The sequence below is a fragment of the Streptomyces sp. NPDC091271 genome, from assembly GCF_044757505.1.
Classification (GTDB): Bacteria; Actinomycetota; Actinomycetes; order Streptomycetales; family Streptomycetaceae; genus Streptomyces.
The window spans coordinates 242845-268381 of record NZ_JBIVVD010000002.1 but is presented as its reverse complement, the minus strand read 5'-3'; the positions used below and the strand labels follow the sequence as shown (position 1 = coordinate 268381).

25 protein-coding genes are annotated in these 25537 nt (G+C 72.9%); 7 read left to right on the top strand and 18 right to left on the bottom strand.

Annotated elements, in window-relative coordinates; translation table 11 throughout:
* Positions 1 to 82: 82 nt before the first annotated feature.
* The 3 genes from ACIQM3_RS08685 to dhaK are packed head-to-tail and all read right to left on the bottom strand — an operon-like array spanning position 83 to position 2137.
* On the bottom strand, positions 83 to 493 hold the full coding sequence (locus ACIQM3_RS08685) for a PTS-dependent dihydroxyacetone kinase phosphotransferase subunit DhaM (protein WP_401620747.1): 411 nt from the start codon (positions 491 to 493) through the stop codon (positions 83 to 85).
* Entirely contained in the window at positions 490 to 1107 is a 618-nt protein-coding gene (gene dhaL, locus ACIQM3_RS08680) for a dihydroxyacetone kinase subunit DhaL (RefSeq protein ID WP_401620744.1), read from the bottom strand. Before dhaL ends, ACIQM3_RS08685 begins: the two co-directional genes overlap by 4 nt.
* A gap of 37 nt (positions 1108 to 1144) precedes the next feature.
* Positions 1145 to 2137, bottom strand: a complete 993-nt coding sequence (gene dhaK / locus ACIQM3_RS08675) for a dihydroxyacetone kinase subunit DhaK (protein ID WP_401620741.1) — start codon at positions 2135 to 2137, stop codon at positions 1145 to 1147.
* Positions 2138 to 2392: 255 nt separating this feature from the next.
* Here dhaK and ACIQM3_RS08670 point away from each other — a divergent pair, with 255 nt between their 5' ends.
* Positions 2393 to 3478: an NAD-dependent epimerase/dehydratase family protein gene (locus ACIQM3_RS08670; RefSeq protein WP_401620739.1), complete on the top strand. Its 1086-nt coding sequence runs from the start codon at positions 2393 to 2395 to the stop codon at positions 3476 to 3478.
* A gap of 18 nt (positions 3479 to 3496) precedes the next feature.
* Here the strand turns inward: ACIQM3_RS08670 and ACIQM3_RS08665 are convergent, their stop codons facing one another.
* Together ACIQM3_RS08665 and ACIQM3_RS08660 are read right to left on the bottom strand one after the other, a co-directional pair.
* Entirely contained in the window at positions 3497 to 4609 is a 1113-nt protein-coding gene (locus ACIQM3_RS08665; protein ID WP_401620736.1) for a sensor histidine kinase, read from the bottom strand.
* Positions 4610 to 4613: 4 nt separating this feature from the next.
* Positions 4614 to 5384 (bottom strand): response regulator, encoded by a 771-nt coding sequence (locus ACIQM3_RS08660; RefSeq protein ID WP_401620733.1) that lies wholly within the window; start codon positions 5382 to 5384, stop codon positions 4614 to 4616.
* A 124-nt stretch (positions 5385 to 5508) separates the two neighbouring features.
* On the opposite strand from ACIQM3_RS08660, the gene ACIQM3_RS08655 reads away from it, so the two are divergent.
* Genes ACIQM3_RS08655 through ACIQM3_RS08645 form a run of 3 tightly spaced genes read left to right on the top strand, consistent with a single transcriptional unit; the run spans position 5509 to position 7675 of the window.
* Positions 5509 to 6240, top strand: a complete 732-nt coding sequence (locus tag ACIQM3_RS08655; RefSeq protein ID WP_401620730.1) for a glycosyltransferase family 2 protein — start codon at positions 5509 to 5511, stop codon at positions 6238 to 6240.
* Positions 6237 to 6896, top strand: coding sequence for a DUF2064 domain-containing protein (locus tag ACIQM3_RS08650; protein WP_401620728.1), 660 nt, complete (start codon positions 6237 to 6239; stop codon positions 6894 to 6896). The genes ACIQM3_RS08655 and ACIQM3_RS08650 overlap by 4 nt, the downstream gene beginning before the upstream one ends.
* On the top strand, positions 6893 to 7675 hold the full coding sequence (locus ACIQM3_RS08645) for a class I SAM-dependent methyltransferase (RefSeq protein WP_401620725.1): 783 nt from the start codon (positions 6893 to 6895) through the stop codon (positions 7673 to 7675). Before ACIQM3_RS08650 ends, ACIQM3_RS08645 begins: the two co-directional genes overlap by 4 nt.
* 310 nt (positions 7676 to 7985) lie before the next feature.
* Here the strand turns inward: ACIQM3_RS08645 and ACIQM3_RS08640 are convergent, their stop codons facing one another.
* Positions 7986 to 9257, bottom strand: a complete 1272-nt coding sequence (locus ACIQM3_RS08640; RefSeq protein ID WP_401620722.1) for a molybdopterin-dependent oxidoreductase — start codon at positions 9255 to 9257, stop codon at positions 7986 to 7988.
* A 165-nt stretch (positions 9258 to 9422) separates the two neighbouring features.
* On the opposite strand from ACIQM3_RS08640, the gene ACIQM3_RS08635 reads away from it, so the two are divergent.
* On the top strand, positions 9423 to 10835 hold the full coding sequence (locus tag ACIQM3_RS08635; protein WP_401620719.1) for a hypothetical protein: 1413 nt from the start codon (positions 9423 to 9425) through the stop codon (positions 10833 to 10835).
* A gap of 38 nt (positions 10836 to 10873) precedes the next feature.
* Here the strand turns inward: ACIQM3_RS08635 and ACIQM3_RS08630 are convergent, their stop codons facing one another.
* The 3 genes from ACIQM3_RS08630 to ACIQM3_RS08620 all read right to left on the bottom strand — a co-directional run bounded on the left by ACIQM3_RS08630 (position 10874) and on the right by ACIQM3_RS08620 (position 13965).
* On the bottom strand, positions 10874 to 11284 hold the full coding sequence (locus ACIQM3_RS08630; RefSeq protein ID WP_401620716.1) for a hypothetical protein: 411 nt from the start codon (positions 11282 to 11284) through the stop codon (positions 10874 to 10876).
* Positions 11285 to 11369: 85 nt separating this feature from the next.
* Positions 11370 to 12566: a glycoside hydrolase family 26 protein gene (locus ACIQM3_RS08625; protein ID WP_401620713.1), complete on the bottom strand. Its 1197-nt coding sequence runs from the start codon at positions 12564 to 12566 to the stop codon at positions 11370 to 11372.
* Between the two features lie 109 nt (positions 12567 to 12675).
* Positions 12676 to 13965, bottom strand: a complete 1290-nt coding sequence (locus ACIQM3_RS08620; protein WP_401620711.1) for a cytochrome P450 — start codon at positions 13963 to 13965, stop codon at positions 12676 to 12678.
* Positions 13966 to 14157: 192 nt separating this feature from the next.
* Between ACIQM3_RS08620 and ACIQM3_RS08615 the strand changes: the two genes are divergently transcribed.
* Both ACIQM3_RS08615 and ACIQM3_RS08610 read left to right on the top strand, forming a co-directional pair.
* Positions 14158 to 14631, top strand: coding sequence for a tyrosinase family oxidase copper chaperone (locus ACIQM3_RS08615; protein ID WP_401620708.1), 474 nt, complete (start codon positions 14158 to 14160; stop codon positions 14629 to 14631).
* A gap of 20 nt (positions 14632 to 14651) precedes the next feature.
* Positions 14652 to 15512, top strand: a complete 861-nt coding sequence (locus ACIQM3_RS08610) for a tyrosinase family protein (protein ID WP_401620705.1) — start codon at positions 14652 to 14654, stop codon at positions 15510 to 15512.
* A gap of 82 nt (positions 15513 to 15594) precedes the next feature.
* On the opposite strand, the gene ACIQM3_RS08605 is transcribed toward ACIQM3_RS08610, so the two are convergent.
* The 9 genes from ACIQM3_RS08605 to ACIQM3_RS08565 all read right to left on the bottom strand — a co-directional run bounded on the left by ACIQM3_RS08605 (position 15595) and on the right by ACIQM3_RS08565 (position 25352).
* Complete coding sequence (locus ACIQM3_RS08605; RefSeq protein WP_393754531.1) at positions 15595 to 15876, bottom strand: chaplin; 282 nt, start codon at positions 15874 to 15876, stop codon at positions 15595 to 15597.
* A 111-nt stretch (positions 15877 to 15987) separates the two neighbouring features.
* Positions 15988 to 17154, bottom strand: coding sequence for a GNAT family N-acetyltransferase (locus tag ACIQM3_RS08600; RefSeq protein WP_401620702.1), 1167 nt, complete (start codon positions 17152 to 17154; stop codon positions 15988 to 15990).
* Positions 17151 to 17822, bottom strand: a complete 672-nt coding sequence (locus ACIQM3_RS08595) for a YveK family protein (protein WP_401620699.1) — start codon at positions 17820 to 17822, stop codon at positions 17151 to 17153. Before ACIQM3_RS08595 ends, ACIQM3_RS08600 begins: the two co-directional genes overlap by 4 nt.
* Entirely contained in the window at positions 17819 to 18964 is a 1146-nt protein-coding gene (locus tag ACIQM3_RS08590) for a glycosyltransferase (RefSeq protein WP_401620697.1), read from the bottom strand. The genes ACIQM3_RS08595 and ACIQM3_RS08590 overlap by 4 nt, the downstream gene beginning before the upstream one ends.
* Positions 18961 to 19731, bottom strand: coding sequence for a polysaccharide deacetylase family protein (locus tag ACIQM3_RS08585; protein WP_401620694.1), 771 nt, complete (start codon positions 19729 to 19731; stop codon positions 18961 to 18963). Before ACIQM3_RS08585 ends, ACIQM3_RS08590 begins: the two co-directional genes overlap by 4 nt.
* Positions 19721 to 21331: a lipid II flippase MurJ gene (locus ACIQM3_RS08580; protein ID WP_401620692.1), complete on the bottom strand. Its 1611-nt coding sequence runs from the start codon at positions 21329 to 21331 to the stop codon at positions 19721 to 19723. The genes ACIQM3_RS08585 and ACIQM3_RS08580 overlap by 11 nt, the downstream gene beginning before the upstream one ends.
* Complete coding sequence (locus tag ACIQM3_RS08575) at positions 21328 to 22689, bottom strand: O-antigen ligase family protein (protein WP_401620690.1); 1362 nt, start codon at positions 22687 to 22689, stop codon at positions 21328 to 21330. The genes ACIQM3_RS08580 and ACIQM3_RS08575 overlap by 4 nt, the downstream gene beginning before the upstream one ends.
* Positions 22690 to 22692: 3 nt before the next feature.
* Positions 22693 to 24180, bottom strand: a complete 1488-nt coding sequence (locus tag ACIQM3_RS08570; protein ID WP_401620687.1) for a sugar transferase — start codon at positions 24178 to 24180, stop codon at positions 22693 to 22695.
* Positions 24177 to 25352 carry a glycosyltransferase family 4 protein gene (locus tag ACIQM3_RS08565; RefSeq protein ID WP_401620684.1) on the bottom strand — a complete coding sequence of 392 codons (1176 nt, stop codon included), beginning with the start codon at positions 25350 to 25352 and terminating at the stop codon, positions 24177 to 24179. The genes ACIQM3_RS08570 and ACIQM3_RS08565 overlap by 4 nt, the downstream gene beginning before the upstream one ends.
* Between the last annotated feature and the right edge of the window lie 185 nt (positions 25353 to 25537).

Sequence of the window (25537 nt, the reverse complement as noted above, 5' to 3'; positions counted from 1 at the left end):
CGTCCCGCACAGTGACGTGAGTACAGCTGCCGGCAGACCTGCGCCGGCGCTCCTCCCTACGGGGGCGCCGGCGCAGCTTTACTCATGCCTTCCGGTAGCCGTACGCGTCCGTGGCCGCCGCCTCCACGGTGTCGAGGTCGCCCCCCGCCGACGCCGTCACCAGCGCGGCGACCGCCCCCTCCACGAACGGCGCGTCCACCAGCCGTGCCCCGTCGGGCAGTTCGTCGCCCTCCGCCAGCATGGACTTCACGGTGAGCACCGCGCTCCCGAGGTCCACGAGCAGCGCGACCCCGGCACCCCTGTCGACCGTCCTCGCCGCCTCGGCGATCAGCTCCGAACTCGTCCCGAGGCCGCCGGCCGAGGTGCCCCCGGCCGCCGCCATCGGTGCCGTCGCGCCACCGGCGGCAAGCCCCCTGGCCAGCTCGACGACGGCCTCCGCCACCGGTCCGCTGTGCGAGACGAGAACGATCCCGACCTGCTGCTCGTCGCTCATGCGGCGCCCCCGGCGCTCGGTTCCGCGGCCTCGACGAGCGCCCCGACGAGCAGCGCGGCCGAGGCGGCCCCCGGATCCTGGTGCCCGATGCTGCGCTCGCCCAGATAGCTGGCCCTGCCCTTGTGCGCCCGGAGCGGCACGGTCGCCAGAGCACCGGCCAGCGCCGCGTCGCGGGCCTCCTCGAACGAGGAGCCCAGCACCTCGACGGCCGGGAGCAGCGCGTCGAGCATCGTCTTGTCGCCCGCCTGTGCCCCGCCGAGCTGGGCCACCGCGGCGACGCCCGCCCCGAGGGCCTCCGCCAGCTGAGCCGGAGTCACCTCCGTCGCGTCGCCCAGCGTCTTCCCGGTGCGGCGCAGGAGAGTCCCGTACAGCGGCCCCGACGCCCCGCCGACCGTGGAGATCAGATGACGGCCGGCCAGGGTCAGCACCGCCCCGGGCGCCGCGGGGGCCTCCTTGTCCAGGACGTCGCTCACCGCCGCGAAACCGCGCCGCATGTTGCTGCCGTGATCGGCGTCCCCGATCGCGGCGTCGAGCTCGGTCAGCCGGTCCGACTCACGGTCGACGGCAGCCGCGGTGGCGGCCATCCAGCGACGGAAGAAATCGGTGTCGAGCACAAGATCTCCTGTTCCTCACACACGGCGGAAAGTCCGTTCACCGGCCCCAGCGGAGCGCGGGCGTCTGTACCGGTGCGTCCCAGAGCCGCACCATCTCCTCGTCCACCTGGCAGAGCGTCACCGAACAGCCTGCCATGTCGAGCGACGTCACGTAGTTGCCCACCAGGGTACGAGCCACCGCCACGCCCCGCTCCGACAGCACCCGCTGTACCTCGGCATTGAACCCGTACAGCTCCAGCAGCGGTGTCGCGCCCATCCCGTTGACCAGTACCAGCACGGGGCCGCTGGGACGCAGATCCTCCAGCACGGCGTGGACCGCGACGTCGGCGATCTCCCCGGAGGTCATCATCGGGCGGCGTTCCCGGCCGGGCTCCCCGTGGATGCCGATCCCCAACTCCAGTTCGCCCGGAGGTAGATCGAAGGTCGGCGTGCCCTTCGCCGGTGTGGTGACGGAGCTGAGCGCCACCCCGAAGCTCCGCGAGGACTCGTTCACCCGCCGGGCCATGGACTCCACCCGCTCCAGCGGCGCGCCCTCGTCGGCGAGGGCGCCGGCGAGCTTCTCGACGAACAGCGTCGCCCCGGTGCCCCGCCGGCCCGCGGTGAAGGTGCTGTCGGACACCGCCACGTCGTCGTCGACGAGGACCCGGGCCACCTGGACGCCCTCGTCCTCGGCGAGCTCCGCGGCCATGTCGAAGTTCAGTACGTCCCCCGTGTAGTTCTTCACGACGAACAGCACGCCCGCACCGCTGTCGACCGCGGCGGCCGCCCGCACCATCTGATCGGGCACCGGCGAGGTGAAGATCTCCCCGGGACACGCAGCCGACAGCATCCCGGGCCCGACGAACCCCGCGTGCAGCGGCTCGTGCCCGGACCCGCCGCCGGACACGAGCCCCACCTTCCCGGCCACCGGGGCGTCGCGCCGGACCACGAGACGGTTCTCGGGGTCCACGACGAGTTCCGGATGGGCGGCGGCCATTCCCCGGAGTCCGTCCGCGACGACGGTCTCCGGCACGTTGATGAGCATGCGCAACGGTTCCTCCTGGGGAGAGCGACGGCGGGCCGGTGATACCGGCCGGCCGTCGGCGTGAATCCGGTCCACCGGTCAGGTGTGTACGGCACCCAGTATCGAAGAGACGCGAGTGATCGGGAAGCGACGCGTCGGAGGGACGTGCCACCGAGTCGTCGCGGCCGTCCGCGCGTCGCCCGCCACCCGGGGTCTTACGGTCCGGTGACGCGGGCGTGCCGCACCGCCCTTCCCGTCTCCCGGCGGCCTAGCGTGGCGGCCATGCGTGTACTGGTCACCGGCGGAGCCGGGTTCATCGGGTCGTACATCGTCCGGACTCTCGCCTCCGGCGGGCACGAGCCGGTGATCCTCGACGCACTGCTGCCCTCCGCCCACGGACCGGCCGGGTCCGGGCCCCCCGCGGCCGGCCACCCCCTGTCGCCTGGTGTCCGGACGATTGTCGCGGACGTACGCGACCGGGATGCGGTGGCCGGAGCGCTGTCCGGGGTCGACGCCGTCTGCCACCAGGCGGCGATGGTCGGCCTCGGCAAGGACTTCGCCGACGCCCCGGAGTACGTCGGGTGCAACGACCTCGGCACCGCCGTGCTGCTCGCCGGGATGGCGGCGGCCGGGGTCCGGGACCTGGTGCTCGCCGGCTCGATGGTGGTCTACGGCGAAGGCCGTTACGACTGCCCCCGGCACGGCTCCGTCAGGCCGGGCCCCAGGGCCGTCGCCGACCTCGACGCCGGACGGTTCGAGCCGCGCTGTCCGGCCTGCGGCGCGGAACTGGTCCCCGGCCTGGTCACGGAGCAGGCGGCCGGCGACCCCCGTAACGTCTACGCGGCGACGAAGCTCGCACAGGAACACCTCGCCGCCGCCTGGACACGCGCCACGGGCGGGCGGGCCGTCGCGCTGCGCTACCACAACGTGTACGGCCCGGGGATGCCGAGGGACACCCCTTACGCCGGTGTCGCGTCCTTCTTCCGTTCGGCCCTGGCCCGGGGCGAGGCCCCCCGGGTGTTCGAGGACGGCGGCCAGCGGCGCGACTTCGTGCACGTACGGGACGTGGCGGCGGCCAACGCCGTGGCCCTCGCGGCTCTGGGGGAGCGGGAGCCGGGCACCTTCGACACCTACAACACGGGAAGTGGTACACCGCACACCATCGGCGAGATGGCCCGCGCGCTCTCCGCGGCCCACGGCGGCCCCGCCCCCGTCGTCACCGGTGAGTACCGGCTCGGGGACGTCCGCCATGTGACCGCGGATTCGCGCCGCCTCCGCGAAGAGCTCGGCTGGAAGCCGGAGACGGAATTCGGCGAGGGGATGCGGGAATTCGCCACGGCGCCGCTGCGGGCGCAGGGGGGCCGGTGACACATGGCAAGGGGCGGCTCAGCCCGATGCGGCAGGAAGGGTGACCTCGAAGCAGCAGCCACCGGCCACGTTCCGTACGGCCGCACGGCCGGAATGTGCCTCGACGATCCCACGGACGATGGCGAGTCCGAGGCCCGCCCCCGCAGGCGGCGTACGGGCCGGGCTCCCCCTCCACCCCGTATCGAACACGCGCGCAAGGTCCTCCTCGGGAATCCCGCCGCACCCGTCGGTCACCGAGAGCACGAGACCGTCGGGCGAGCGCTGCGCGGCCACCGCGACCGTTCCGTCGGCGGGGGTGCGCCGGATCGCGTTGATCAGAAGGTTGCCCAGGACCCGGCTCATCTCCTTGCTGTCGACCTCCACGGGCACGGCGTCCACCCGGTCGCCGATGAGGCGTACCCCGTGTTCACGGGCCAGCGGATGGGCCCCGGCGAGCGCGTCACCGACCAGGTCGTGGGCGGACACCCGGGTGGGGGCCAGCGTGAGCGACCCGGCGTGGATCCGGGAGAGTTCGAAGAGATCACCGACCATGTCGTTCATGCGCTCCACCTCCCTGCGCATCTGCCGCAGGTAGCGGCCGGAGTCCGGGGCCATGCCGTCCTCCAGGGCCTCGGACATGGCGCGCAGCCCGGTCAGCGGGGTCCGGAGATCGTGCGAGATCCAGGCGACGAGCTCCCGGCGCGATCGTTCGAGGGCGCGCTCGCGCTCCCGGGAGCTTTCGAGCTTCGCGCTCGTCGCCGCCAGTTCACGGGTGAGCGCGGCGAGTTCCGCGGTGGCCTGCCCCTCCGGGGCCGCGAACGTCCCCCCTTCGCCGAAGTCGCGGGCGGCCAGCGTGAGGTCCCGGCTCCTGGCGGCCACCCAGCGGCCCAGCAGCATCGCTGTCGCGAGGGACACGGCGGCGGCCATGGCGACGACGGTCGTCACCACCGTCAGGTCGTGCGGGGAGAGGAACATCGCCCAGGCCACGGTCAGGGTCCCGGCGAGCATCGCCGTCACGGCCACCGCGGCGACGACGGTCAGGGAGACCGCCAGGGGGCGGTGCCGGAGCAGCCGCAGGGCCAGGGCGCCCAGCAGCCCGGCCGCGGCGGCGCCGAGAAAGGCGAGAAGGGCGATGAGCAGGAGGTCGGTCATGGGCTCAGTACCCCGGAGCGTCGTCGACCGGCAGATCCATGCGGTAACCGACGCCCCAGACCGTCTGGATCAGAGTGGGACGGGCGGGGTCGCTCTCGACCTTGCCGCGCAGCCGGCGCACATGGACCGTCACCGTCGACAGGTCGCCGAAGTCCCAGCCCCAGACCTCCCGCATCAGCTCCTCACGGGCGAAGGCCTGTCCAGGGTGGCTCAGGAAGAACGCGAGCAGATCGAACTCCCTGAGTGTGAGAGCGAGATCCCTCCCGTCACGGGTCGCCCGGCGGGCGAGCGGCTCCAGGCAGAGCCCGGCACCGCCCAGCCGGGTCGGCGAGGACGTCTCCGCCCGCTGCCCCCGGCGAAGCACCGCGTCCACACGCAGCACGAGCTCACGCGGGCTGAACGGCTTGGTCACGTAGTCGTCCGCGCCGGTCTCCAGGCCGAGGATCCTGTCGTCCTCGTCCCCTCGCGCGGTGAGCATGATGACGGGCACACGCCCCTGCGCGCGCATACGGCGGCACACCTCGAAGCCGTCCATGCCGGGCAGCATCAGGTCGAGCACCACCAGATCGGGCCGCAGAGCCGCGAAGCGTTCCAGTGCCGCCGGGCCGTCGCCCGCCCGCTCGACGTCGTAGCCCGCGCGTCCCAGATACCCCGCGGCGACCTCCGCGACCGTCGGATCGTCGTCCACGACGAGGACCCGGCCGAGCGACACGCCGTTCCCGCCGCCGGCCGGTGACTCGGCACGGCGGTCCGGAGGGGAGGAGATGTTCTGCATGGTGCCCACTGTGGCATCACCGGCCGCCCATCCGGACGGCCCCCGGCCGCCACACGGTCGACGTCCACGTTTCGTAAGAACCCGAAGACCGAAATGCCGGATTCTGCTCCGTAGGGTGATCGACGTGACCGACTCTGCACCGGCGGATCTCGCCGACCCCATCCGAGCCGACATCGTCCTGCCCTGCCTCGACGAGGCCGAGGCCCTGCCCCGGGTACTGGCCCGCGTTCCCGAAGGGTGGCGGGCCATCGTCGTCGACAACGGATCCACCGACGGCTCGGCGGCCGTCGCCCGCTCGCTCGGCGCGACCGTCGTGCACGAACCGCGCCGCGGCTTCGGCTCCGCCTGCCACGCCGGGCTGCTCGCCGCCGAGGCGGAGTACGTCTGCTTCTGCGACTGCGACGGCTCGCTCGACCCGGCGCTGCTCCCCGGATTCGTCCGGCGGATCGCGGAGGGGGAGAGCGACCTCCTCCTCGGCCGGCGCCGTCCCACGGTCCGCGGCGCCTGGCCCCTGCACGCCAGACTGGGCAACATCGCCCTGTCCGGCATGCTCCGTCGCCGTACCGGCCTCCGGCTGCACGACCTCGGCCCGCTGCGGGCGGTGCGCCGGGAGGCGCTGCTGGCACTCGACCTGACGGACCGTCGCAGCGGCTACCCGCTGCAGATGGTGGTGCGCGCCTCGGACGCCGGACTGCGCGTCGCCGAGACGGATGTGCCGTACCTGCCCCGGACAGGGAAATCCAAGGTCACCGGCACGTGGCGGGGCACCTGGCACGCGGTACGGGACATGCGTGCTGTGTTGCGGCAGCCTCAGCCGCCGGCCCTGCGGAGCGTCGGGGCGGAGGTGTCCCGATGAGCGGGCGGACGCCACCTGCCGGGGCGACGACGCTGCTGGTCATCGCCAAGGAGCCGGTTCCCGGCCGGGTCAAGACCCGGCTCACGCCGCCGTTCAGCCCGGGCGAGGCCGCGGAGCTCGCCGCCGCGGCCCTCGAAGACACCCTGCGGACCGTGCTCACCCTGCCCGCCCTGCGACGGGTGCTGGTTCTCGAAGGGCGCCCCGGCCCCTGGCTGCCACAGGGCTACGACGTGCTGCCGCAGAGCGCGGGCGCTCTGGACGAGCGCATCGCGGCGGCGTTCGGTACCTGTACCGGGCCGGCCCTCCTCATCGGGATGGACACCCCGCAGATCACCCCGTCCCTGCTGGCACCCGCGCTCTCCCCGGGCGGCTGGGACGGCTGCGACGCCTGGTTCGGCCCGGCCGAGGACGGCGGCTTCTGGGCTCTGGGCCTGGCAGCGCCCGACCCCGGCCTCGTACGGGGCGTGCCGATGTCCCGCCCCGAGACGGGCGAGATCCAGCGGGCGCGCCTGACCGGCGCGGGCCTCACCGTGCGGGACCTGCCGCCACTGCGCGACGTGGACACCGCCGAGGACGCGCTGCACGTCGCCGCCTCCGCGCCCCACGGCCGGTTCGCCCAGGCCCTCACCCGGCTGGGCGGGGCGGCGGTCCGATGAGCACGGTGCTGCCGCCGGCAGGCCCGTCCCCCGCCCCCTGGGCGGCCGATCCGTACGCGCGAGCGCTGACCCGGGGCCGCGGCCCGCTCTTCCTCCGGCGGAAGGACGGTTGGCTCCTGCCGCTGGACATCGAACGCTGGTGCGCGGACGCCGACGCCGCCGACCTGTCGGCGCTCCGCCGGAGCGAGGGGCCGGTCATCGACATCGGATGCGGACCAGGACGACTGGTGGCGGCGCTGGCCGCGCGCGGACACCGCGCGCTGGGCATCGATGTGAGCGAGGCCGCCATCGGGCGCACCCAGCGGATCGGAGGATCGGCGCTCCGCCGCAGCGTGTTCGAGCCGCTGCCCGGGGAAGGCCGCTGGGGCACGGCTCTGCTCATCGACGGAAACATCGGGATCGGGGGTGACCCCCGGGCCCTGCTCCGCCGGGTCGCCGCCGTGCTGGCGCCAGGGGGACTGCTCATCACGGAGGCCGCACCCCATGACGTGGACGAGCAGGTCCAGGTACGCATCGACGACGGCCGGGGGCACGCCGGCGCGGCGCCCCACTTCCCCTGGGCCCGTGCCGGGGTGTCCGCGCTGCTCGGGTACGCCCGGTCGGAGCACTGGGAGCCCGTCGATCAGTGGGAGGCCGGCGGCCGTCCGTTCCTCGCCCTGCGCCGCGCCCGGACGGTCCGTACGACCAGCCAGAGCGCCGACAGAGCGAACAGCGCGGCCGTGATCAGCAGCCAGTTCCCCAGGAACCTGTCGGGGGACATTCCGCTCGCGGGCTCGTAGCGCTCCGCGTGACGCGTGATCAGAGGGAACCACACCAGCAGGAGCAGCCCGGACAGGAGCAGTGGTACACGTACGAAGTTCACCAGCGCCCGCCGCCGGGTGAGGGGGATCCGCAGGGCCCGGTCCGCCGCCGAGTACAGCGGCACCAGCACCAGGTCGTGCACGAACGCCGCGCCCAGGAACCACACCAGGATCATGAGTGTGTCCCCGTCGAGCAGCCGCACCCCCGCGTATCCGGCGAGGGCGAACGACGAGACCATCAGCAACAGGTGCAGCGGCCCCTCCCCGTACCAGCGGCGCAGAACCCGCATCACAGCTCTCCGAACGTCAGGCGGCTCACCCATTTGGTATTCATCACGCCAGGGGCGGCCGGCACGATGACGCGCGCCGGATACCCGTGATCCGGTGACAGGGGCTCACCGTTGACGCCCAGCGCAAGCAGTGAGCGCGGGTCGCGCACCTGGTTGTCCCTGAGCGCCACTCTCCGGAACGGCCCGCTGCGCTGGAGGGACTCCACCAGCACCCCCGGCGGGCCGTCCGGGAAGCCGGCGAGCGCGGCCAGGCCGCGCAGAGGGACCCCGCGCCACCACTGATCGGATGTCGACCAGCCCTCCACGCAGGCGATGGGCAGCGCCGCGCTGTGCTGCTCCATGGCCAGGAGCTCCGCCCGGGACAGCCGGATCTCCCCGGCCGGCCCGACGACGGTGAGCCGCCAGCGTTCCCCCGTCGCGGCCGGAGCGATGCCCACCTTCGCGGCCGTCTTGTTGATCTGGAAGCCATTGGGCCCCGGGCCGGGCTCGGCGCCGCCGCGCGGGGTCAGCAGGGCGGTCCGCCGCAGCCCGCCGTCGAAGCTCCGGCCGGCGGAGGTCACCAGAAGGAGCAGCGACCCCGCCCCCACTACGGCGAGGGCGCCGCGCCGGGAGACGGTCGGCGGAGCGGGACGCGGCGAGGCGAGTTCGTCGCTCTCCGCCGTGGGGAGACCGTGGCGCAGGACCCGTAGCGCCCGGGGGAGCTTGAGGCAGGTATGGGCGAGGAACGCGGCGAAGAAGACCCACGCTCCGTAGAAGTGCAGGGGATAGAACGACCCGGGGAACAGGTACTCCAACTGGATGTTGAGCAGTCCCGTGACGAATTCGAAGAGAGCCCCGCCCACGAGCAGCAGCAGCGACAGGCGCTCCAGGGCATGCCCGGCCGACCGCGCCGGCGGCAGCGCGAAGAGCTTCGGGACCACCGACCACAGCTTGGCCAGGAGCACGGGCGCGAGAACGATGCCGAGGGTGACGTGGATCCCCTGGGTCAGCCGGTACAGCCAGTGAGGCCCGGTGGGCCAGTCGAACAGATAGAAGCCCAGCCATCCCTTGCCCGGTGTCTTGTCGTTCACGGCCGCGAGATCCGGGTTGTACGCCGCGTACGACAGAAGGCCCGTGACGAACAGCAGGGTGATGCCGGCGAGGAGCACCAGGCCGAGTACGGCCGTGAATCTGACCCCGCGCACGGGGCTGCGCCAGAAGACGGGCTCGGTGGGAAGAGGAAGCCCGGGGGAGGGGAGGTGTGCACCGGTTCGCCGGCGTCTGTCGCGCATGTTCCGACGTTATGCCGGAGACGCCGCTCCCAGGGGCGTGCGACTCCTGACGAAAGTCTGACGTCGGCGGTGCGGGGGTGGATCACCCGCCGCAGGATCTGACGGTTGTGTGACGCGGCGGCGTCGCACCGCCCGCCCCGCCCCCCTGATGCGTAGCGTGCCTGCGTGACGACCGAGGAACGCAGTGACCGCATCCGGCCCTTCGAACCCGCAGTGCACGACCCCACCGTCGGACCCGCCGGCCGCCGTAAGGACCTGACGGCGGCCGTGGCGGGAATCCTGCTGGTGGCCCTGGCCATGGCGGTCGGATGGGTGATCCAGGAGGGCGACGGCAGCCTGCAGGTCCACTGGCCGCCCCTCCTGGCCTCCTGGGATCCGCATCTCGGGCCCGGCACCCCGGCCGCCGTAGCGGTGGCGGTGGCGGTCGTCGCGTACGGGCCACGGCTCGCGGCCGGGCTCCCCTGGCGTCGGCTGCTGCTCACCTGCTGGGCCGGCTCGGTGGCGTGGATCCTCTCGCTCGCCCTCATCGAGGGCTGGTACCGGGGGGTCGCGCGCAGGCTGACCACCAAGCACGAATACCTGCGAGTGATCGACCGCTTCGACGACATCGGCGCCGCCCTGCGCGGTTTCACCGACCACATCGTGATCGGTCCACCGGGCAACTGGCCCGCCCACGTCGCGGGCCACCCGCCGGGCGCCACGCTCACCTTCGTCGGCCTGGACCGCGCGGGACTCGGGGGCGGCGCCTGGGCGGGCATGTGGTGCATCGTGCTCGGCGGCTCGGCCGCTGTGGCCGTCATGGTCGCGCTGCGCGCCCTGACGGGGGAACACCTCGCGCGGCGCGCCGCTCCGTTCCTCGTCCTCGCCCCCTTCGCCATCTGGACCGGCACCTCGGCGGACGGCTACTTCACCGCCGTCGCGGCGTGGTCCGTGGCACTGCTGGCCCTCGCCGCGACCCGCACGGCCCGGCGCCCGGCAGCCGCCGCGCTGGGCTCCGGACTGCTGTTCGGGCTGACCTGCTACCTCAGCTACGGCCTGACGCTCATCGTGGTCCTGCTGGCAGCCGTCCTGGTGCTGAGCCGGACGGCACGCCCGCTCGGCCCACTCGCGCTCGGCGCACTGGTCGTCCCCGTCGCCTTCACCCTGGCGGGCTTCAACTGGTGGGAGGCCTACCATCTGCTCGTCGAGCGCTACTACCAGGGCGCGGGCGGGACCCGACCCTACTCCTACTGGGTCTGGGCGAACCTCGCCTGCACCACACTCGCCGCGGGACTCGCCACCGTCGCCGGTCTGCGCCGTGCGGCGGTGTCCGCCCCCGCCGCCGTACGCGGACTGCGTCCGGGCACCACGACGGGCGCTCAGCGACTGGCGCTTCTCATCCTGGCCGCGCTCCTGGCCATCGCCGCCGCGGATCTGTCCGGGATGAGCAAGGCGGAGACGGAACGCATCTGGCAGCCGTTCGTCGTCTGGCTGATGCCCGCCGCCGCTCTGCTGCCCGACATCGACAGGCGCCGCTGGTCGGCCGCCCAGGCGGTCGTAGCCCTGCTCGTCAACCATCTGCTGTGGACCGGGTGGTGAGCGAGGGCGTGGGCAGGGCGCCCAGGGGCGGGTTCCTGTCATGTTTCCCGCGTGACAGTGCGGGCGACCCACTCGACCGGGGCCCCGGACCGGCGGGCAGCTGGCCCTGCGCACCAGGTCGACCAGTTGCTCCACCCGCGAGCGGGCACCAGTTCCACCAAGTGGCGCGCCACCTCCCGCGCCGCCACCGGCCGGGTGTTCATCCGGGGGACCACGGCGAGCGGCTTCGGCATCTGCTGGAGGTGCGGAGCACGAATTCGTGGAACCGCGTGGCGCGGAGCACCGTCCAGGGCACCTGCCCGCCCTTCACCGTCCAGCAGGTTGCGGCTGACCGCGCCGAAGCACGCGACCGCCCTGCCACGGCCGAGGGCCGTCCTGTTGCTCACGTCGACGGCCGCCTCCGCGCCTGCCGGCGCCGCGTCCAGTCCCGCGCCGGAGACGAGGTCCACGCCGCGCGACCGTGCCGGCCCGACCGGTTCGGGCCCCGCTGCCGACGCGTCCCGGGAACGCGTTCCCGGGACGCACATCCTGCCCTCAGTCGCGCAGGCAGACTTCGCGGTCGCTCAGCCACTGGCCGAACCAGTCGCTCAGCGGGACGGTGAAGCACCAGCCGGAGTCGTTCGTGTCCGGCGTGGGCGTCGTCGGCGTCGGCTTGTCGGGCTTGGGCGTCTCCGGCGTCCCGCTCGGGTCCGGCGCGGGCGCCGAGGGCCCGGTCGCATCCGGCAGCCCGCTCAGCATCTCGCGGAACACCCGGGAGGACTCGGGGTTGTCGGCACACTGCCACACCCCGTGCGGGCAGTAGTCCGTGATCGTCTGGTAGACCGGCTTGTGCCGCTCCATCCACTCCAGCATGCGGCGCATGTACTCGGGGTTGTCACCGTTGCGGAAGAGCCCCCACTCCGGGAACGAGATCGGCTTGCCGTGCTCGGCCGCGAAGTCGACCTGCTTCTGCAGACCGTACGGCTCGTTCACCTGCTCGTCGAAGGTCCGCGCCGGAGGCTGGTCGTAGGAGTCCATGCCGATGATGTCCACGACGTCGTCGCCCGGATAGCACTCCGTCCAGGGCACGGCGTCCCGCCCCCTGCTCGGAGCGAAGTCGAAGCGGAACTTCTGGCCGGAGACGGACCGCATCGTCGTGACGACGCGGTTCCAGTACGCCTTCCACGCGACGGGATCGGGACCGCACCGGTGCGTGTACGTCGTCCCGTTCATCTCCCAGCCGAGGACGATCACCGTGTCCGGGACGCCCAGCAGGACCAGACGCTCGGCCAGCCGGCGGAAGTGCTCGTCGAACTGTCCGACGGCGCCGGCCCGCAGCAGACCGCGGACCTCCTCGTCGGAGACGTGCTCCTCGTTCCGCTCCAGCATCGGCGTGTTGAGCACGAACATCCGGTCCTCGGCCGCTTTCCGCCAGGCCGCCCACGAGGCGAGGAAGCCGGGGCGGCCCTCGATGTTCTCCCACAGGTCGCCCGGCAGATAACTGTGCCCGACGCGCAGCTCGGTACCGCCGAGCCAGCGGGACAGCTCTCCCATCCGCTGCACGCCCTTCGGCCCGTAGTCCAGATAGGCGCCGATCGCGGTCGTCGTCCCCGGCTCCGGCGCCTGCTGCGCCGCGCCCTTGCCGGCCTGGATGTCCGCGGTGTCACGGTCGGCCAGGACCGCGCCACCGACGAGGAGACACAGCGCGGTCGCCCCGACGCCGAATTTGATGAGACGGCGCTGTACGGCCACAGCTTCTCCTTGGGTTGCGTTGTCCCCGACCCTGTCGACCCTAAGGAGAAAGATTCAACAATGGGCTGTGGGGCCACCCGTGAATAGCCCATTCGCGACATGCGGAGGTTCAGAGCGGACCATTCGGGTGACACATTTCGAAGGTGAAAGGCAGGGAGCGGACGCGATTGTCGAAATTCGAATGGACCAGGCCCGGTTCGCCGGAAGTCCGGACGCCTCCCAGGCGAGTGAGCATCTCGCGGAAGAGTGCCTTCATCTCCAGTTTCGCCAGATGAGCACCCAGACAGTGGTGGGGGCCTCCGCCGCCGTATCCGAGGTGTGGGTTGGGTGACCGGGTGATGTCGAAAGCACCGGGGTCGTCGAAGACGGACGCGTCGCGGTTGGCGGACGCGTAGAGGAGGACGACCTTCTCCCCGGGCAGAAAGGTGTGGCCGCCGAGCGTGCATTCGGCAGCCACCGTCCGGCGGAACTGGATGATCGGCGTCGAGTGGCGGACGATCTCGTCCACCGCGCCGTCGGCATAGCGGTCGAAGTCGGACTCCAGGAGGGCCCGCTGCTCCGGATGCGCCGTGAGCAGGACCAGACCGTGGGCGATCGCGTTCCGGGTGGTCTCCACACCCGCCACGAGCAGCAGCGAGAAGAACGCGCCGAGCTGACGGGAGGACAGAACCTGCCCGTCGACATCCGCGCGGACGAGCGCCGAGATCACGTCGTCCTCCGGGGCACGGCGCCGTTCACGGGCGATGCCCGCCATCTCCAGCTGCATGCGGGCCAGGGAGCGCAGGCCGCGTCCCGGGACCCGGAGCCGCGCACGGCCACGCCTCTGTACCCCGACGTACTCCGAGGCGTGGTCGATGCGCGCCGCGATGCGGGCCCGGTGGCGCGTGGGGATGCCCATGAGGTCGCAGATCACCTCGAAGGGCATACGTGAAGGTGCCGAGCGCATGAAGTCGCCCGGTCCTTCCGTGATCACCTCGTCCACCAGCCGCCGGGCGACGGTGCCGATGTTCTCCTCGGCGGACGCGAGCAGCCTCGGTGTGAAGGCGCGGGAAATGGTCCTGCGCAGCCCGGCGTGCTCGGCGCCGTCCATGTTGACCATGGAGTTGCCGAACACCGCCTTGGCCCAGGGCGCCGGTTCCGGAGTGGTGACACCGGGGGCGCTGGCGAAGACCTGCGGCTGCCGGCTCGCCGCCCTCACGTCCGCGTGCTTCACCAGCGCGTAGAACGGCGTACGCGACCCCGTACGCGGGGTGAAGCGGACCGGTGCGTCGAGCTCCCTCAGCCGGGCGAACTCCGAGAGCCGCTCGGACCGTGGCAGTCGCCAGAACGCCGGATCCGCCAGATCGGCACCGGCCGTTCCTCGCACACGGACCGTGGGAACCTGCGTCGGCGCGTTCATGAACAACCTCCGGGAGTTCGGACGGCCATGCTCACCCGGCGGGCGGCGCCGTGCGGCCGACACGGCCGTACGGCACCGCGGAATTCCCACGGTCGCGTGATGCCCTGTGGACGAGAACCGTTCACGCTCCGTCTCGTTGCCCACTCGGGCGGGACACCTCGCAGGAGCCGACGAGAGGGAGGCTGACCCACCATGAATCCGACCGACGCCACGATCGGGCAGCCGGCCGGCGCCCGCCGGCCGGCCCGCCGGGCGGTGCTGCGCACCGCCTTCACCGCGGCCGTGATCGCGGGCACCGGCGGCGCGCTCGCCCCGGTACTCCTCCAGGCCCCGGAGCTTGGAGGCCCTGCCAAGGAGCGCGGCACCGTGGGGCCCGAGCGCTTCTCCGAGCTGTACAAGGGCCGCGAGATCCGGGGCACGGCCACGGCCATGGTGCCGGCCAACGCACAGCCGTACGCCGGCGAGGCCGGAGCCGTCGCCGCGGTGTCCGGCACCGAGGTCAGTGTCGACGGGAGGGCCCTGCACGTGATGCGGCGCGCCGACGGGAGCTATCTGAGCGCCGTCAACCACTACGAGTCGTTCCCCACACTCCTCGAGACGGCCCGCGCGGCGGTGGACGAACTCGGCACCGCCCAGTTGTCGGCAGCCTCCTCACACACCATCTGAGCCCTTAAGGAGGAGCACGCGTGTACAGCCGCAAGAACCAGCGCGATCTCACACGCACCGAGAAGAAGCGCCTGGTCGACGCGATCCTGGAGCTCAAGCGATCGGGCCGCTACGACGACTTCGTCAGCATGCACCGGGAGTTCTACGTCACCGACTCGGAGAGCAGGCCCCGGCCCGCCCATATGACCCCGTCCTTCTTCCCCTGGCACCGCAGATACCTCCTGGAGTTCGAAAAGGCGCTGCGGGCCGTCGATTCCCGCGTGTCGATTCCGTACTGGGACTGGACGCGGGACAACACGGCGAAGACGTCCCTCTGGGCGGAGGACTTCCTCGGCGGCAACGGCAGGCCGGGAGACCGGCAGGTCATGACCGGACCGTTCGCCTACCGGCAGGGGAACTGGAGGATCCGCGCCGGAGTGACCGACGACCCCTTCCTGCGGCGCAACTTCGGCAGGCCCTCAGCGCCCGTCACACTGCCCCGGCCGGCGGACGTGGAACGTGCGCTGCGCGATCCGGTGTACGACTCCGCGCCCTGGAACAGCGTCAGCACCACCGGCTTCCGTAACAGGATCGAGGGGTGGGGCATCAGGGGCGGCCGCGGCGTGGCCAACCACAACCAGGTGCACCGCTGGATCGGGGGGTCGATGGCGGGCGCCGCGTCACCCGACGACCCCGTCTTCTGGCTGCATCACGCCTTCATCGACCTGCTGTGGACCCGCTGGCAGAAGGCGCATCCGCGCTCCCGCTACCTGCCGGCCCGCGCGCTCCCCGACGACGACCCGCAGCGGGACCGGATCTTCCCGCACGACCGGCCCATGCCGCCGTGGGACGTGGCGCCCTCGCAGCTCATGGACCACACCCGGCTCTACCGGTACGTCTGAGCGTCGCCTGCCGAACGGGCACGGGCCTTCCCCCTCCGCGTCGCGCGCGGAGGGAGAAGGCCCGGACGGTGCCTGGGGGAGATCAGTGGCCGTAGCCGTACTCGCCCTTGTCCTCGTGGCTGTCCGACACGTTGGCGCAGGTGTTGCCGAACGCCGGGTTCAGCAGAGCGATCACGTTCACCGTGTTGCCGCACACGTTGACCGGGATGTGGACAGGCACCTGGACCACGTTGCCCGAAAGGACACCGGGGGAGTGGGCCGCGACGGCCTCCGCTCCGGAGTCGGCGGTAGCCATGCCGGCACCGCCGGCGATCAGGGCACCGGTACCTGCCATGACGGCGGCCACCTTCGAGATACGCGACATCAGTTCTCCTTGAGAGGGTCGAAGCCGGCCGCCGAGCGTACGGCCGGTATGCCCTGACAACGCGAAAGTCGACAGACGGTAACGGATCGTCGCAAAACTCATCATCACGGCTCAACTCAGACCGATGAACGCGGCCCCGGCCGCCGGCAGCCCGCTGAGCCGGCCGCGCCAGTCCCGCGCTGCGGGAAGGCGGGACTTCACCGTCTCCGCCGCCCGGTCCCGAGCGGTCACCTGCGTCTCTCGCAGCCGCAGCAGCGGCTCCAGCGCCGGACGGGCCAGCATCAGGCGCCGGTTGACGACCGGTACGGGACCCCAGTGGTTCTTGTACTGCTCCGACCCGCGCAGCAGGCTCAGCACCCCGCGGTCCAGCTCCCCGGCCTCCCGGGCGATCTCACGCAGCAGCATCGTGGAGACATCCACCTTCGTCTCCCTGAGCCGTGGATCGGCCCCGTAGAGGTAACCCCCGGTCAGCCGCGCCGACCGGTACGACAGGTCGGCGGCCACCACCTCCCCGTCGAGCAGGAACTCCCTGACCGAGGCCTCGCCGTCGCGCACCATCCGGCGGGTGGAGCGCACCAGATGCGCACAGAACCGGGGCCGCAGATGCTCCGGGTTGACCCCTCTGCCGAGCCACTGGAGCTCGTGCAGCCGCAGCAGGGTGCCGACGGCGCCCGCCACCCGGTGCACGGGCGCGGTGCGGCACTCGATGCCGAGCGCGTCGATCCTGCGTAGCTTGGCCCGCGTCCGCTGGGCGCGGGAACCGGTCATCCGCCCGATGAGGGCGTCGATCGGCTCGGCGGGCAGCTCCATGCAGGTCGAGTCCGTGCGGCTGCTCCGAGCACCGGACCACGCCTCGAACAGCAGGTGCGCCGAGGCGTCGGGCCGCACCTCCCGCAGGTCCACGACCGTGTGCGCGGCGGCCCGGTGGAGCCCGCGCTCCAGCGCGGTGACGGCTGCCGGGGTGTCCTCGCCGTCCACCAGGATGTCGAAGAAGTCCGAGATCGCGCCGCCCATCGGCACCAGCAGAGGCATCGGGCGGTGCACGAGCATCAGCGGCGCCGCCCCGATCAGCCGTCCTCCCCGGCGCGCGAGGAGGACCCGGAGCCGGCCGGGGACCCCGTAGGAGAGCCACCACGAGTGGAGCCACGCATGGCTCTGGAACGGCGTCGCGGTGGGGCACCGGCGGTGCAACGCGTCCCACTCCGCGGCGAGGTCCGCGAAGTCCGGCAGGTCCCTGCAGAGGGTGACGGTGAGCCGCCCGTGTCGGTCGGTGTTCATCGCACGAGCTCCCGTTCGCCGGTGGTACCGCCCTGGGCGGGGCCCGGCACCTGGGCCGTGGCGCCCCGGCGTCCGGTGCGGGGGCGGACGAGCAGGACCAGTCCGCCGACCAGTCCTCCCGCACTGGCGCCCACGGCCGTTCCGAGCGGCGTGGACGGGGACACGGGGTCGACGGGAGGCACGGCGTGAGAGAACTTGACCAGCTTCACACCGGTCTCCTTCGCCACGTGCCCGCTGCTGACGACCACTGCCTCCGTCACCGCGTTGGCGATGTCCGCGGCGCGGTCCCGGTCGGCCGACGTGCCGGTGACCGAGATCATGGGCGAGTCGGGAGAGGTCTCGGACCGTACGTGTGTACGCAGTTCGCGCACGGGCTCCCCGGCGGCGCCCTTGGCGTAGGAGAGGGTGGCGTCGCTTGTGGCCAGGCGGCCGTACGACTGCGCGTACCCCAGCGCGGCGGCCGGATCGATGTCCTTTCCGGCCGTGACCATGGCGTAGCTGGTAGCCGCGTACTCGGGCGTGGCGAGCAGACCGTACGAGAATCCGCAGGCGGCCCCGAGCAGGACACCGGCGGGCAGCGGCAACCACCACCCGGTCCGTACGAATGCGGGGCGGAGCCTGCGGAACCGTCCGGGGACGGCCGGCTGCTGCTCGGGCGAGTCGGTCATGATTGTGCTCTCTCGGTCGGGGGGACTGCTGCGGTGTCGATGGCCTGTGCGTAGACGTCCATGAGGCGCCGGCTGCTGAGCCTGATGTCGTAGTGGTCCACGGCGGGCGGCGGCGGCAGCCTTCGGGCGCCGCTCTCCATGCGGTGCCGGAGTGCGGCCGTCAGTTCGTCCGTGGGATCGGCCGCGCCGGATCCGATACGGGTGGTGCCCGGCACCCGGCCCGCCGGGAGGTCCTCGATGGCGGGGCAGGCCGCGTGGACGACGGGCAGCCCGGCCGCCAGGGCCTCGACGACCGCGAGACCGAAGGACTCCTCGCGGGACGCCGAGACGAACGTGTCGACGGCGCTGAGCACCGCCGGGATGCCGGGACCGGCCCCCGAGGTGCCGCACTCGCCGAGGAACCTGACACGGCCTGCCACTCCGAGCCGGGCGGCGAGGGCGCGCAGCGCCTCGGCCTCCCGCCCGTCCCCGGCAAGGACCAGCCAGGCGCCGGGTAGGGCGGCGACCGCACGGATCAGCAGGTCGAAGCGCTTACCGGGGACCAGCCTGCCCACACCCCCCACCACGAACGCCGCGTCGGGGAGGCCCAGGAGGGCCCGGGTGGCTTGCCGTTGAGCGCTGTCGAAGCGGAAGGCCGCCGCATCGACGCCGTTGGGGACGGTATGGATCCGGGCGGCCGGCACCCCCCAGTCGCGCAGCCTGCCCGCGACGGTGTCGGAGACCGCGACCGTCGCCGCCCCGAGCCGCTCCGTGCGCAGGTAGAGCTCCCTGGTGGTGCGGGTGAGCGGCCGCCCCTCGATCTCCGCGCGGCCGAGCGAGTGCTCCGTCGACACCACGGTGGTCCCGGCGAGGCGCGCCGCGATCCGTCCGTAGACACACGCTCGGTAGAGGTGCGTGTGCACGAGGTCGTACGAGCCGCGGCGGATGAGCCGGGCCAGCCGGGGTACGGCGCCGAGGTCCCTGTTGCTCCTCATCCCCAGGTCCCGGACACGGACGCCGTCGGCGCGGAGCCCTTCCGCGACCGCTCCCGGATTGGTGAGCGTCACGACGTCGCAGCGCACCGGCAGATGGCGCAGCAGCAGCCGCAGCTGCTGCTCGGCCCCGCCCACACCGAGGCCGGTGATGACGTGCAGCGCCCTCACCCGGCGTCACCCGGCCGCCCGGCGCCGGTGGAGCGGTGCCGCAGCCGGTGCCGAACCTCCTTGGCCAGCAGACGGGCGCCCCGGTCGGCGTGGCTGACATGCGTACGGGGAAGAGCGAACGGTCCCGACAGGGAGCCGGGAACGAGGGCGCATCCGTACGCGTATCCCGCCTCCCGCACGGCCCCGGCCACCCGGCGGTCGGCCGTGCCGTACGGATAGCAGAAGCCGGACGGCGGCTGCCCGGTGATGCGCCGGAGCGCCTCCCGGCTGCCGTGCGTCTCCTCGCGCAGTTCGTCGTCCGACAGGGCCGTCAGATCCCGGTGGAGCATTCCGTGCGAGCCGACCTCCATACCCGCCGCGGCGACGGTACGGACGTCCTCCTCGGTCAGCAGCGGCCTGCGCGGGCCGAGCGGATCCCAGGTGTTGGAGCCGCCGGGCCGGCCGGGCAGGACGAACACGGTCGCGGTGCAGCCGTGGGCGCGCAGCACCGGGAGCGCCTCGTCGAGGAAGTCGGCGTACCCGTCGTCGAAGGTGAGCCCGACCAGCCCCTGCTTCCCGGCGGCCCGCGCGCGCAGCAGTGCCGCGATCCCGACGCCGGTCAGCCCCCGGCGCCGCAGCCAGGTGAGCTGCTCGTCCAGCCGGTCGGCGGAGACGGTGATGCCGTACGGATCATCCGTGGGGTCGCTCACGGAGTGATAGGTCAGGATCCACGGCCGGGACCTGGGAAGGGGCGCCCGGGCGGGGGGCGCCGAGGTGTCAGCGGTCATGAGGGAACCTCTGTCGGATAAGTGCCAGCAGATGAACGGCTTCCGGGGCCCGGAGCAGGAGCCCGGTGAGAAGGAACGCCGTGGGGACGAGCAGACAGCCGGCCGCCAGACCCGGTACCGGTCCCGGCACCAGCTCCGCGGCCAGCCGGCCCGCGACCGCCGCGACCGCCGCCGCGGCCACAGGCCGGACGAGGGAGAGGGCGACGGCCCCGGGCCGTACGGCCACCGCCCGCGAGCCCAGCCCCAGCAGCATCAGCAGGGCAGCCGTGCTGATGCCGACGGCATTGGCGGCGGCGATGCCGTCGACACCGAAGGGGCCGGTCAGCAGCACCCCGGCAACGGTGGTGACGAGGAGTCCCGTGGCCATCGCGCCGAGCGGGTACCACGTCGGCCGGCCGGCCGAGAAGAACGGCCGGCACAGGGCGCCGACCAGTGTGTGACCGAGCAGGCCCAGCGCGTAGACCCGCATGACACCGGCCGTGGCGGCGGTGTCCGCCGCGTCGAAGGCGCCGCGCTGGAAGAGGACTTCGACGATACGGGGCGCACAGCCGAGCACCATCGCCGTGCCCAGCAGCACCACGGTCCCGGCCAGGGCCAGATCACGTTCGACCCGTTGCCGGGCACCCCCCCGGTCCCCGGCCGCCATGGCCCGCGCGACGGCGGGGAAGGTCACCGTGCAGATCATCATGGACAGCACCATCGGCAGTTGCGCGACCTTCTGCGCGTAGTTCAGATGTGAGATGGCCCCGTCCGGCAGCGACGAGGCGAGGAACCGCTCGACGAAGACCTGCGCCTGACGACTCACCACGAACAGGACGACCGGCGCCAGGACGGTCGCCCCGAGAAGGGCGGAGCCGGAACCACGCTCGCGGGGCGCACGCTTCCCGCGCCGCGCGGGCACCAGCCGCAGGAACGTGGGCAGCAGGGTCAGGATCATCAGGAGGCTGCCGACGGCGACCCCCGCGGCCGCGGCGCGCACCCCCCAGACGGAGTGCAGCGCCAGCGTCATGCCGATGATGCCGGCGTTGTACGCGATGTAGACACCGGCCGGCGCCAGGAACCTGCCGTGCGCCCGCAGTGCCGCGCTGAAGTACCCCGTGACGCCGAAGGTGAGGACCGTGACGGCCGTCAGCCGCGTGCAGTCCACCGCGAGCCGGGGATCGTCCAGCCCGGGAGCCAGGACGGCGACGGCCCAGGGCGCCCCCCAGACCAGCAGCCCTCCCGCGCAGGCCAGCGCGGCGAACAGCCGGGGGAGTGTGTCGGCCACCAGGACGCGGACCGGGTCCTGGGTGTGGCCGCCGGCCGCACGCCGGGTCAGGGCCAGGCTGAACGCCGGCACGAGCAGCAGCGCCATGCCGTCCTCGATCAGCAGCGTGGCCGCCATCTCCGGGACCGTCCAGGCGATCAGGAAGGCGTCGCTGGCGTGACTGGCGCCGAAGAGCCGGGCGAGGGCCTGGTCGCGGAAGAGTCCCAGCAGCGCGGCGATCAGGGTGAGTCCCGCGGCGCCGCCCGCCGCCCGGGCGAGGAAGCGCCCGGGCCGTACCGGAGCGTCGGGTGCCGGGGGTCCGGTGACCGTGGCCTCCGTGGCGGTTCCGCTCACGCGTCGGTCGTCCTCTCCGGCTCGGCCAGCGCCCACCAGGCGGCGAGGCCGAGCACGATCCCGGTCAGGACGGTGGAGGGGCCCCCGATGTCCGCGTACAGGAAATCGACCGTCTGCCAGGTCATCAGCCCGACGGCGGCGAGACCGCAGTCGACGGCCGAGGCTCCCCGGGCCCGTGCGAGCACCAGCCGGCGCACCCCGCCGACCAGGAGTGCCGCCCAGGAGCCCACCAGCGCGGTGAAGCCGATGAGCCCCTGCTCGCCGAGTACCAGCAGATACATGTTGTGAGGGGAGAGCAGTGGCTGCTTACGGAACTCCTGGCCGGCCCCCGCCGTGTCGCTGCCTGCCGAGAGCCCGATCGAGGCGTGCCCGTCACGGTGGGCCGGGAAGCCCTTCAGGCCGACGCCGGTCGCGGGCCGCTCGCGCCACATCCCCGCCGCGGCGGCCCACATGGCGTAGCGGTCGTTGACCGACCGGTCGGGCGCGCTGGTCACCTCGGTGATGCTGGTGAGCCGCTGCGAGATCATCTCGGACCCGACGCCGAAGCCACCCACAAGGACGACTCCGGCAGCGCACAGCACCGCCAGCGCGCGGACGGCCTGCCGGAGCCCGGTGAGCGCGATCACGGCGAGTGCGCCGGCGGCCGTCGCGATCCACGCTCCCCGGCTGAAGGACAGAGTGAGCGGGACGAGCAGCAGCACGGCGGTCACGGGAGCCCACGGCCTCAGCCGACGCGGTGTGCCGGCGGGGGTGCGGAGCGCGTACGCGGCTGCCGCCACCAGGCCGTAGCCGACGACCGTGGCCATCCCCATCACATCGCTGGGGCCGAACGTGCCCACAGCGCGGATTTCCTCTCCCATGTAGGAGGCGCCGGTGCCGGTGACGTACTGGTGTACCCCCGTCGCACCCTGGACGACCGCCAGCAGGACGAGTGCGCCCGCGACTGCCCGGAACCCTGCGGCGTCCCTGACCAGCAGAAGGACAGCGGCCGGTACGAGGACGAAGATCTGCAGATACCGCACGAACCCCGGCAGGGCCGCCACCGGGTCCGCGGCGGTGACCGTGGCCAGGGCGAGGCCGACGGCCGGGAGTCCCAGCACGACCGCCGCGGCCGACGAGAGCGGACGCCGCCGCAGGAACAGCAGGCAGCCCGCGCAGACGAGGACGGTCACCCCCGAGAGGAGATCGGCCGCGGGCACGCCCGCCACCGTCCAGGGCGACGTGTCGTCGGCCGGGACGGCCACGAGCAGGACGGTCGCGATCAGTGGCAGCAACGGCCAACGGCCGCCCCACCCGTGAGGGGGCGTCTTCTCCTGGACGGCCGGCACGACGGGCGGCGAGGCCACGGTGAGGGTCACGGTTCAGCTGCCTCCGAGCCGGAACACCGAGCCGGCCGTGCGCGCCAGCACGCACATGTCCTGCCAGAGCGACCATGTCTCGATGTACCGGTTGTCGAAGCGCGCCCGGTCCTCGATCGAGGTGTCGCCTCGCAGGCCGTGCACCTGGGCCAGTCCCGTGATGCCGACGGGCATCCGGTGCCGGGACCGGTAACCGGGATGAGCGAGACTGAACTGCTGGACGAAGTAGGGGCGTTCCGGGCGCGGCCCCACCAGGCTCATGTCACCGCGCACGACGTTCCACAGCTGCGGCAGCTCATCGAGCGACGTCCTGCGCAGCAACTTGCCGACGCGGCTCATGCGCCGGTCCGACGAGACGTTCCACCGCGTGGCCGACTCGTGCGCGTCGGCCGGGCGCAGCGTGCGGAACTTCAGCAGGACGAACGGCCGCCCGTACCCGCCGATCCGTTCCTGGCGGAAGATGACGCCCGGGCCGTCGCACAGGCGCACGGCCAAGGCGCAGGCGGCCATCACCGGGGACACCGCGACCAGGGCCACCATGGCCAGGACGGCGTCCATGGCCCGCTTCACCCGGTGCGCCACGGGACGGTGCGCTCCGGCATGCAGCGAGTGGGCCGCGAAACCCCACACATGATCCGGCCGGGGCGCGGTCCGGTACCGGACGGCGGCCGCCTGATCGGTGATCAGCCACACCCGGCAGCCGTGCCGCGCGAACAGGGCGAAGAGCTCCGCCCCGTCGGACGCGGCCTCGGGCGGGACCGTGAAGACGGCGTGCCGCACGGAGTTCTGCACGACCGCCCGGCCTGCGTCCTGCACCGAGGTCAGGACGGGCAGCGGGGCTCCGCCCGCAGGCGCGTCCGCCGTCTCGTCCACGTCCGGGCCGGCTCCCGCCACCCGGCCGACCGGCCGCATCCCGTACCGCGTGTGCTCCTGCAGCACGGCTACGACCCGGTCGGCGAACGGACCGTCGCCCACCACCAGCGTGGACTGCGGATTACGCGCGGCCGACCACAGCCGGGACCGGTGGACCGCGGCGCGCGCCCCGCAGCTCACCAGGGTCTGGAGGCCGGCCGCGCAGCCGAGCGCCGTCCATCCGGTGGCGAGGCGAGGGTCGTACGCGGACACCGCCTCGGCCACGACGTACCACTGCACCACGGCCAGCCCCGCCAGCGCGGGCAGTTCGGCCAGAGCGGAGGGGGAGAGCCCGGTGCGGTAGAGGCCCCGGTACGCGTTGAGGAGCAGCTGCACGGCTGCCTGCAGAAGGGCGGCGACCGGAGGCCAGGGCCCGGGTGCGATCAGGACCACGGCCAGGCCGAGTGCGAGCACGTCGGAGGCGATGAGCGCCGCCGGGGCCCGGCCTCGTCGGCCTCCCGCGGTCCGTGGGGCGGGAGCGTCCTCCCTGCCGCTGCGCGGCGGGCGGATCGCGGTAGCCGCGCGCCGTACGGCGGTTGCCTGGGCGGCTCGGGGGGCAGGTGCACTCTCCGTGGTCATCGCTCGGTGCGCTTCCTCGTCGTGGGGCGGGACTGTCCGACAAGTTCCTCGTAGAGGCGCAGGACCGCTCCGGCGGTCTTCGTCACGTCGAAGACCTCCCGGGTGCGGCTCTGCGCGGTGCGGCCCAGTCGCGCCCGCAGCGCCGGGTCGCCCAGCAGCGTGGTGAGCGCTGCCGCGAGAGCCGCGGGGTCCTCGGGCGGCACCAGGCAGTGGGGCAGGTGTCCGGGTGGCAGGCTCTCCCTGGCCCCGTCGACGTCGGTCAGCAGGACCGGCGTGCCGCAGGCCATCGCTTCGAGGGGGGCCAGCGCCATCCCCTCCCAGCGCGAAGGGAGGACCAGCAGATCCGCCGCGTGGATCCAGGGCCGTACATCCGCGCTCTCCCCCGCGAACAGAACGCCGGGGGGCGCGGTGCGGCGCAGCTCCTCCCCGTACGGTCCGTCGCCGACCAGGACCAGCCGCGCGCCACCCGTCGCCGCCGTGCGCCAGGCTCGCAGCAGCACGTCCTGACCCTTCTGCCGGCTCAGGCGTCCGACGCACACGGCCAGAGGCACCTCGACGGGGGTTCCTTCGAGCAGCGCGAGCGATGCACGGGCCGACGCGGTGTCGTCCCCGCCGACAGGCCGGAAGCGGCCGAGATCGATGCCGTTGTGGATGACCGACCAGCGCGCCGTGATGCCCGCGCGCTGGCCGGACACGCGTTCGGACTCGCTGACACAGAGGATGCGGTCGCTCCACCGCGCCCCGAACCGCTCCCACGCCGTTGCCAGTCCGGCGGCCCGGCCTTCCAGGGCCTCGAACGACCACGCGTGCGGCTGGAAGACCGTCGGTACCCGGCCCCGCACGGCCAGCCGCCCGGCGAGTCCCGCCTTGGCGCTGTGGGCATGGACCACGTCGGGAGCGCACGCACGGATCAGACGGCCGGCCGTGAGGACCTCCCGGCCGAGCCGGGGGCCGGGGGCGCGTTCCGCCGGCCAGGAACACACCCGCGCCCCGGCGGTGGACGCGCCGGCCGCCAGGGCCCCGTCCGGCGGGCAGGCCACGACGGGCCGCAACCCTGCCCGTACCTGTGCCGCGACGAGGTCGGTCACGACCCGTGCGACTCCTCCCTCCACCGGCTGGACCAGGTGAAGGACTGTCAGTCGATCTTCCTCGGTGCAACTTTTCTGCAGCACGCACGGCTCTCTTTCACATGCCCCCGAAGAGCCGGTTCGGGTTAACACCGGCGGCAAGGAATATGGCGGCGGAGATCAAGTGGGTAAAACCGAACTGCACTGTGGCAGACCATGCGTGCGAAAACACGCATGACTCGCGCTCGTGTCCGGATGGATTACCTCCGGCAAAGCCTCCCACCACCTGT

What these genes read in the sequence shown, in the direction of transcription:
- ACIQM3_RS08685 (WP_401620747.1), bottom strand. Translation starts at nt 493, where the DNA reads ATGAGCGACGAGCAGCAGGTCGGGATCGTTCTCGTCTCGCACAGCGGA.
- ACIQM3_RS08670 (WP_401620739.1), top strand. Translation starts at nt 2,393, where the DNA reads ATGCGTGTACTGGTCACCGGCGGAGCCGGGTTCATCGGGTCGTACATC.
- ACIQM3_RS08665 (WP_401620736.1), bottom strand. Translation starts at nt 4,609, where the DNA reads ATGACCGACCTCCTGCTCATCGCCCTTCTCGCCTTTCTCGGCGCCGCC.
- ACIQM3_RS08660 (WP_401620733.1), bottom strand. Translation starts at nt 5,384, where the DNA reads ATGCAGAACATCTCCTCCCCTCCGGACCGCCGTGCCGAGTCACCGGCC.
- ACIQM3_RS08650 (WP_401620728.1), top strand. Translation starts at nt 6,237, where the DNA reads ATGAGCGGGCGGACGCCACCTGCCGGGGCGACGACGCTGCTGGTCATC.
- ACIQM3_RS08645 (WP_401620725.1), top strand. Translation starts at nt 6,893, where the DNA reads ATGAGCACGGTGCTGCCGCCGGCAGGCCCGTCCCCCGCCCCCTGGGCG.
- ACIQM3_RS08640 (WP_401620722.1), bottom strand. Translation starts at nt 9,257, where the DNA reads ATGCGCGACAGACGCCGGCGAACCGGTGCACACCTCCCCTCCCCCGGG.
- ACIQM3_RS08620 (WP_401620711.1), bottom strand. Translation starts at nt 13,965, where the DNA reads ATGAACGCGCCGACGCAGGTTCCCACGGTCCGTGTGCGAGGAACGGCC.
- ACIQM3_RS08615 (WP_401620708.1), top strand. Translation starts at nt 14,158, where the DNA reads ATGAATCCGACCGACGCCACGATCGGGCAGCCGGCCGGCGCCCGCCGG.
- ACIQM3_RS08605 (WP_393754531.1), bottom strand. Translation starts at nt 15,876, where the DNA reads ATGTCGCGTATCTCGAAGGTGGCCGCCGTCATGGCAGGTACCGGTGCC.
- ACIQM3_RS08600 (WP_401620702.1), bottom strand. Translation starts at nt 17,154, where the DNA reads ATGAACACCGACCGACACGGGCGGCTCACCGTCACCCTCTGCAGGGAC.
- ACIQM3_RS08595 (WP_401620699.1), bottom strand. Translation starts at nt 17,822, where the DNA reads ATGACCGACTCGCCCGAGCAGCAGCCGGCCGTCCCCGGACGGTTCCGC.
- ACIQM3_RS08585 (WP_401620694.1), bottom strand. Translation starts at nt 19,731, where the DNA reads ATGACCGCTGACACCTCGGCGCCCCCCGCCCGGGCGCCCCTTCCCAGG.
- ACIQM3_RS08570 (WP_401620687.1), bottom strand. Translation starts at nt 24,180, where the DNA reads ATGACCACGGAGAGTGCACCTGCCCCCCGAGCCGCCCAGGCAACCGCC.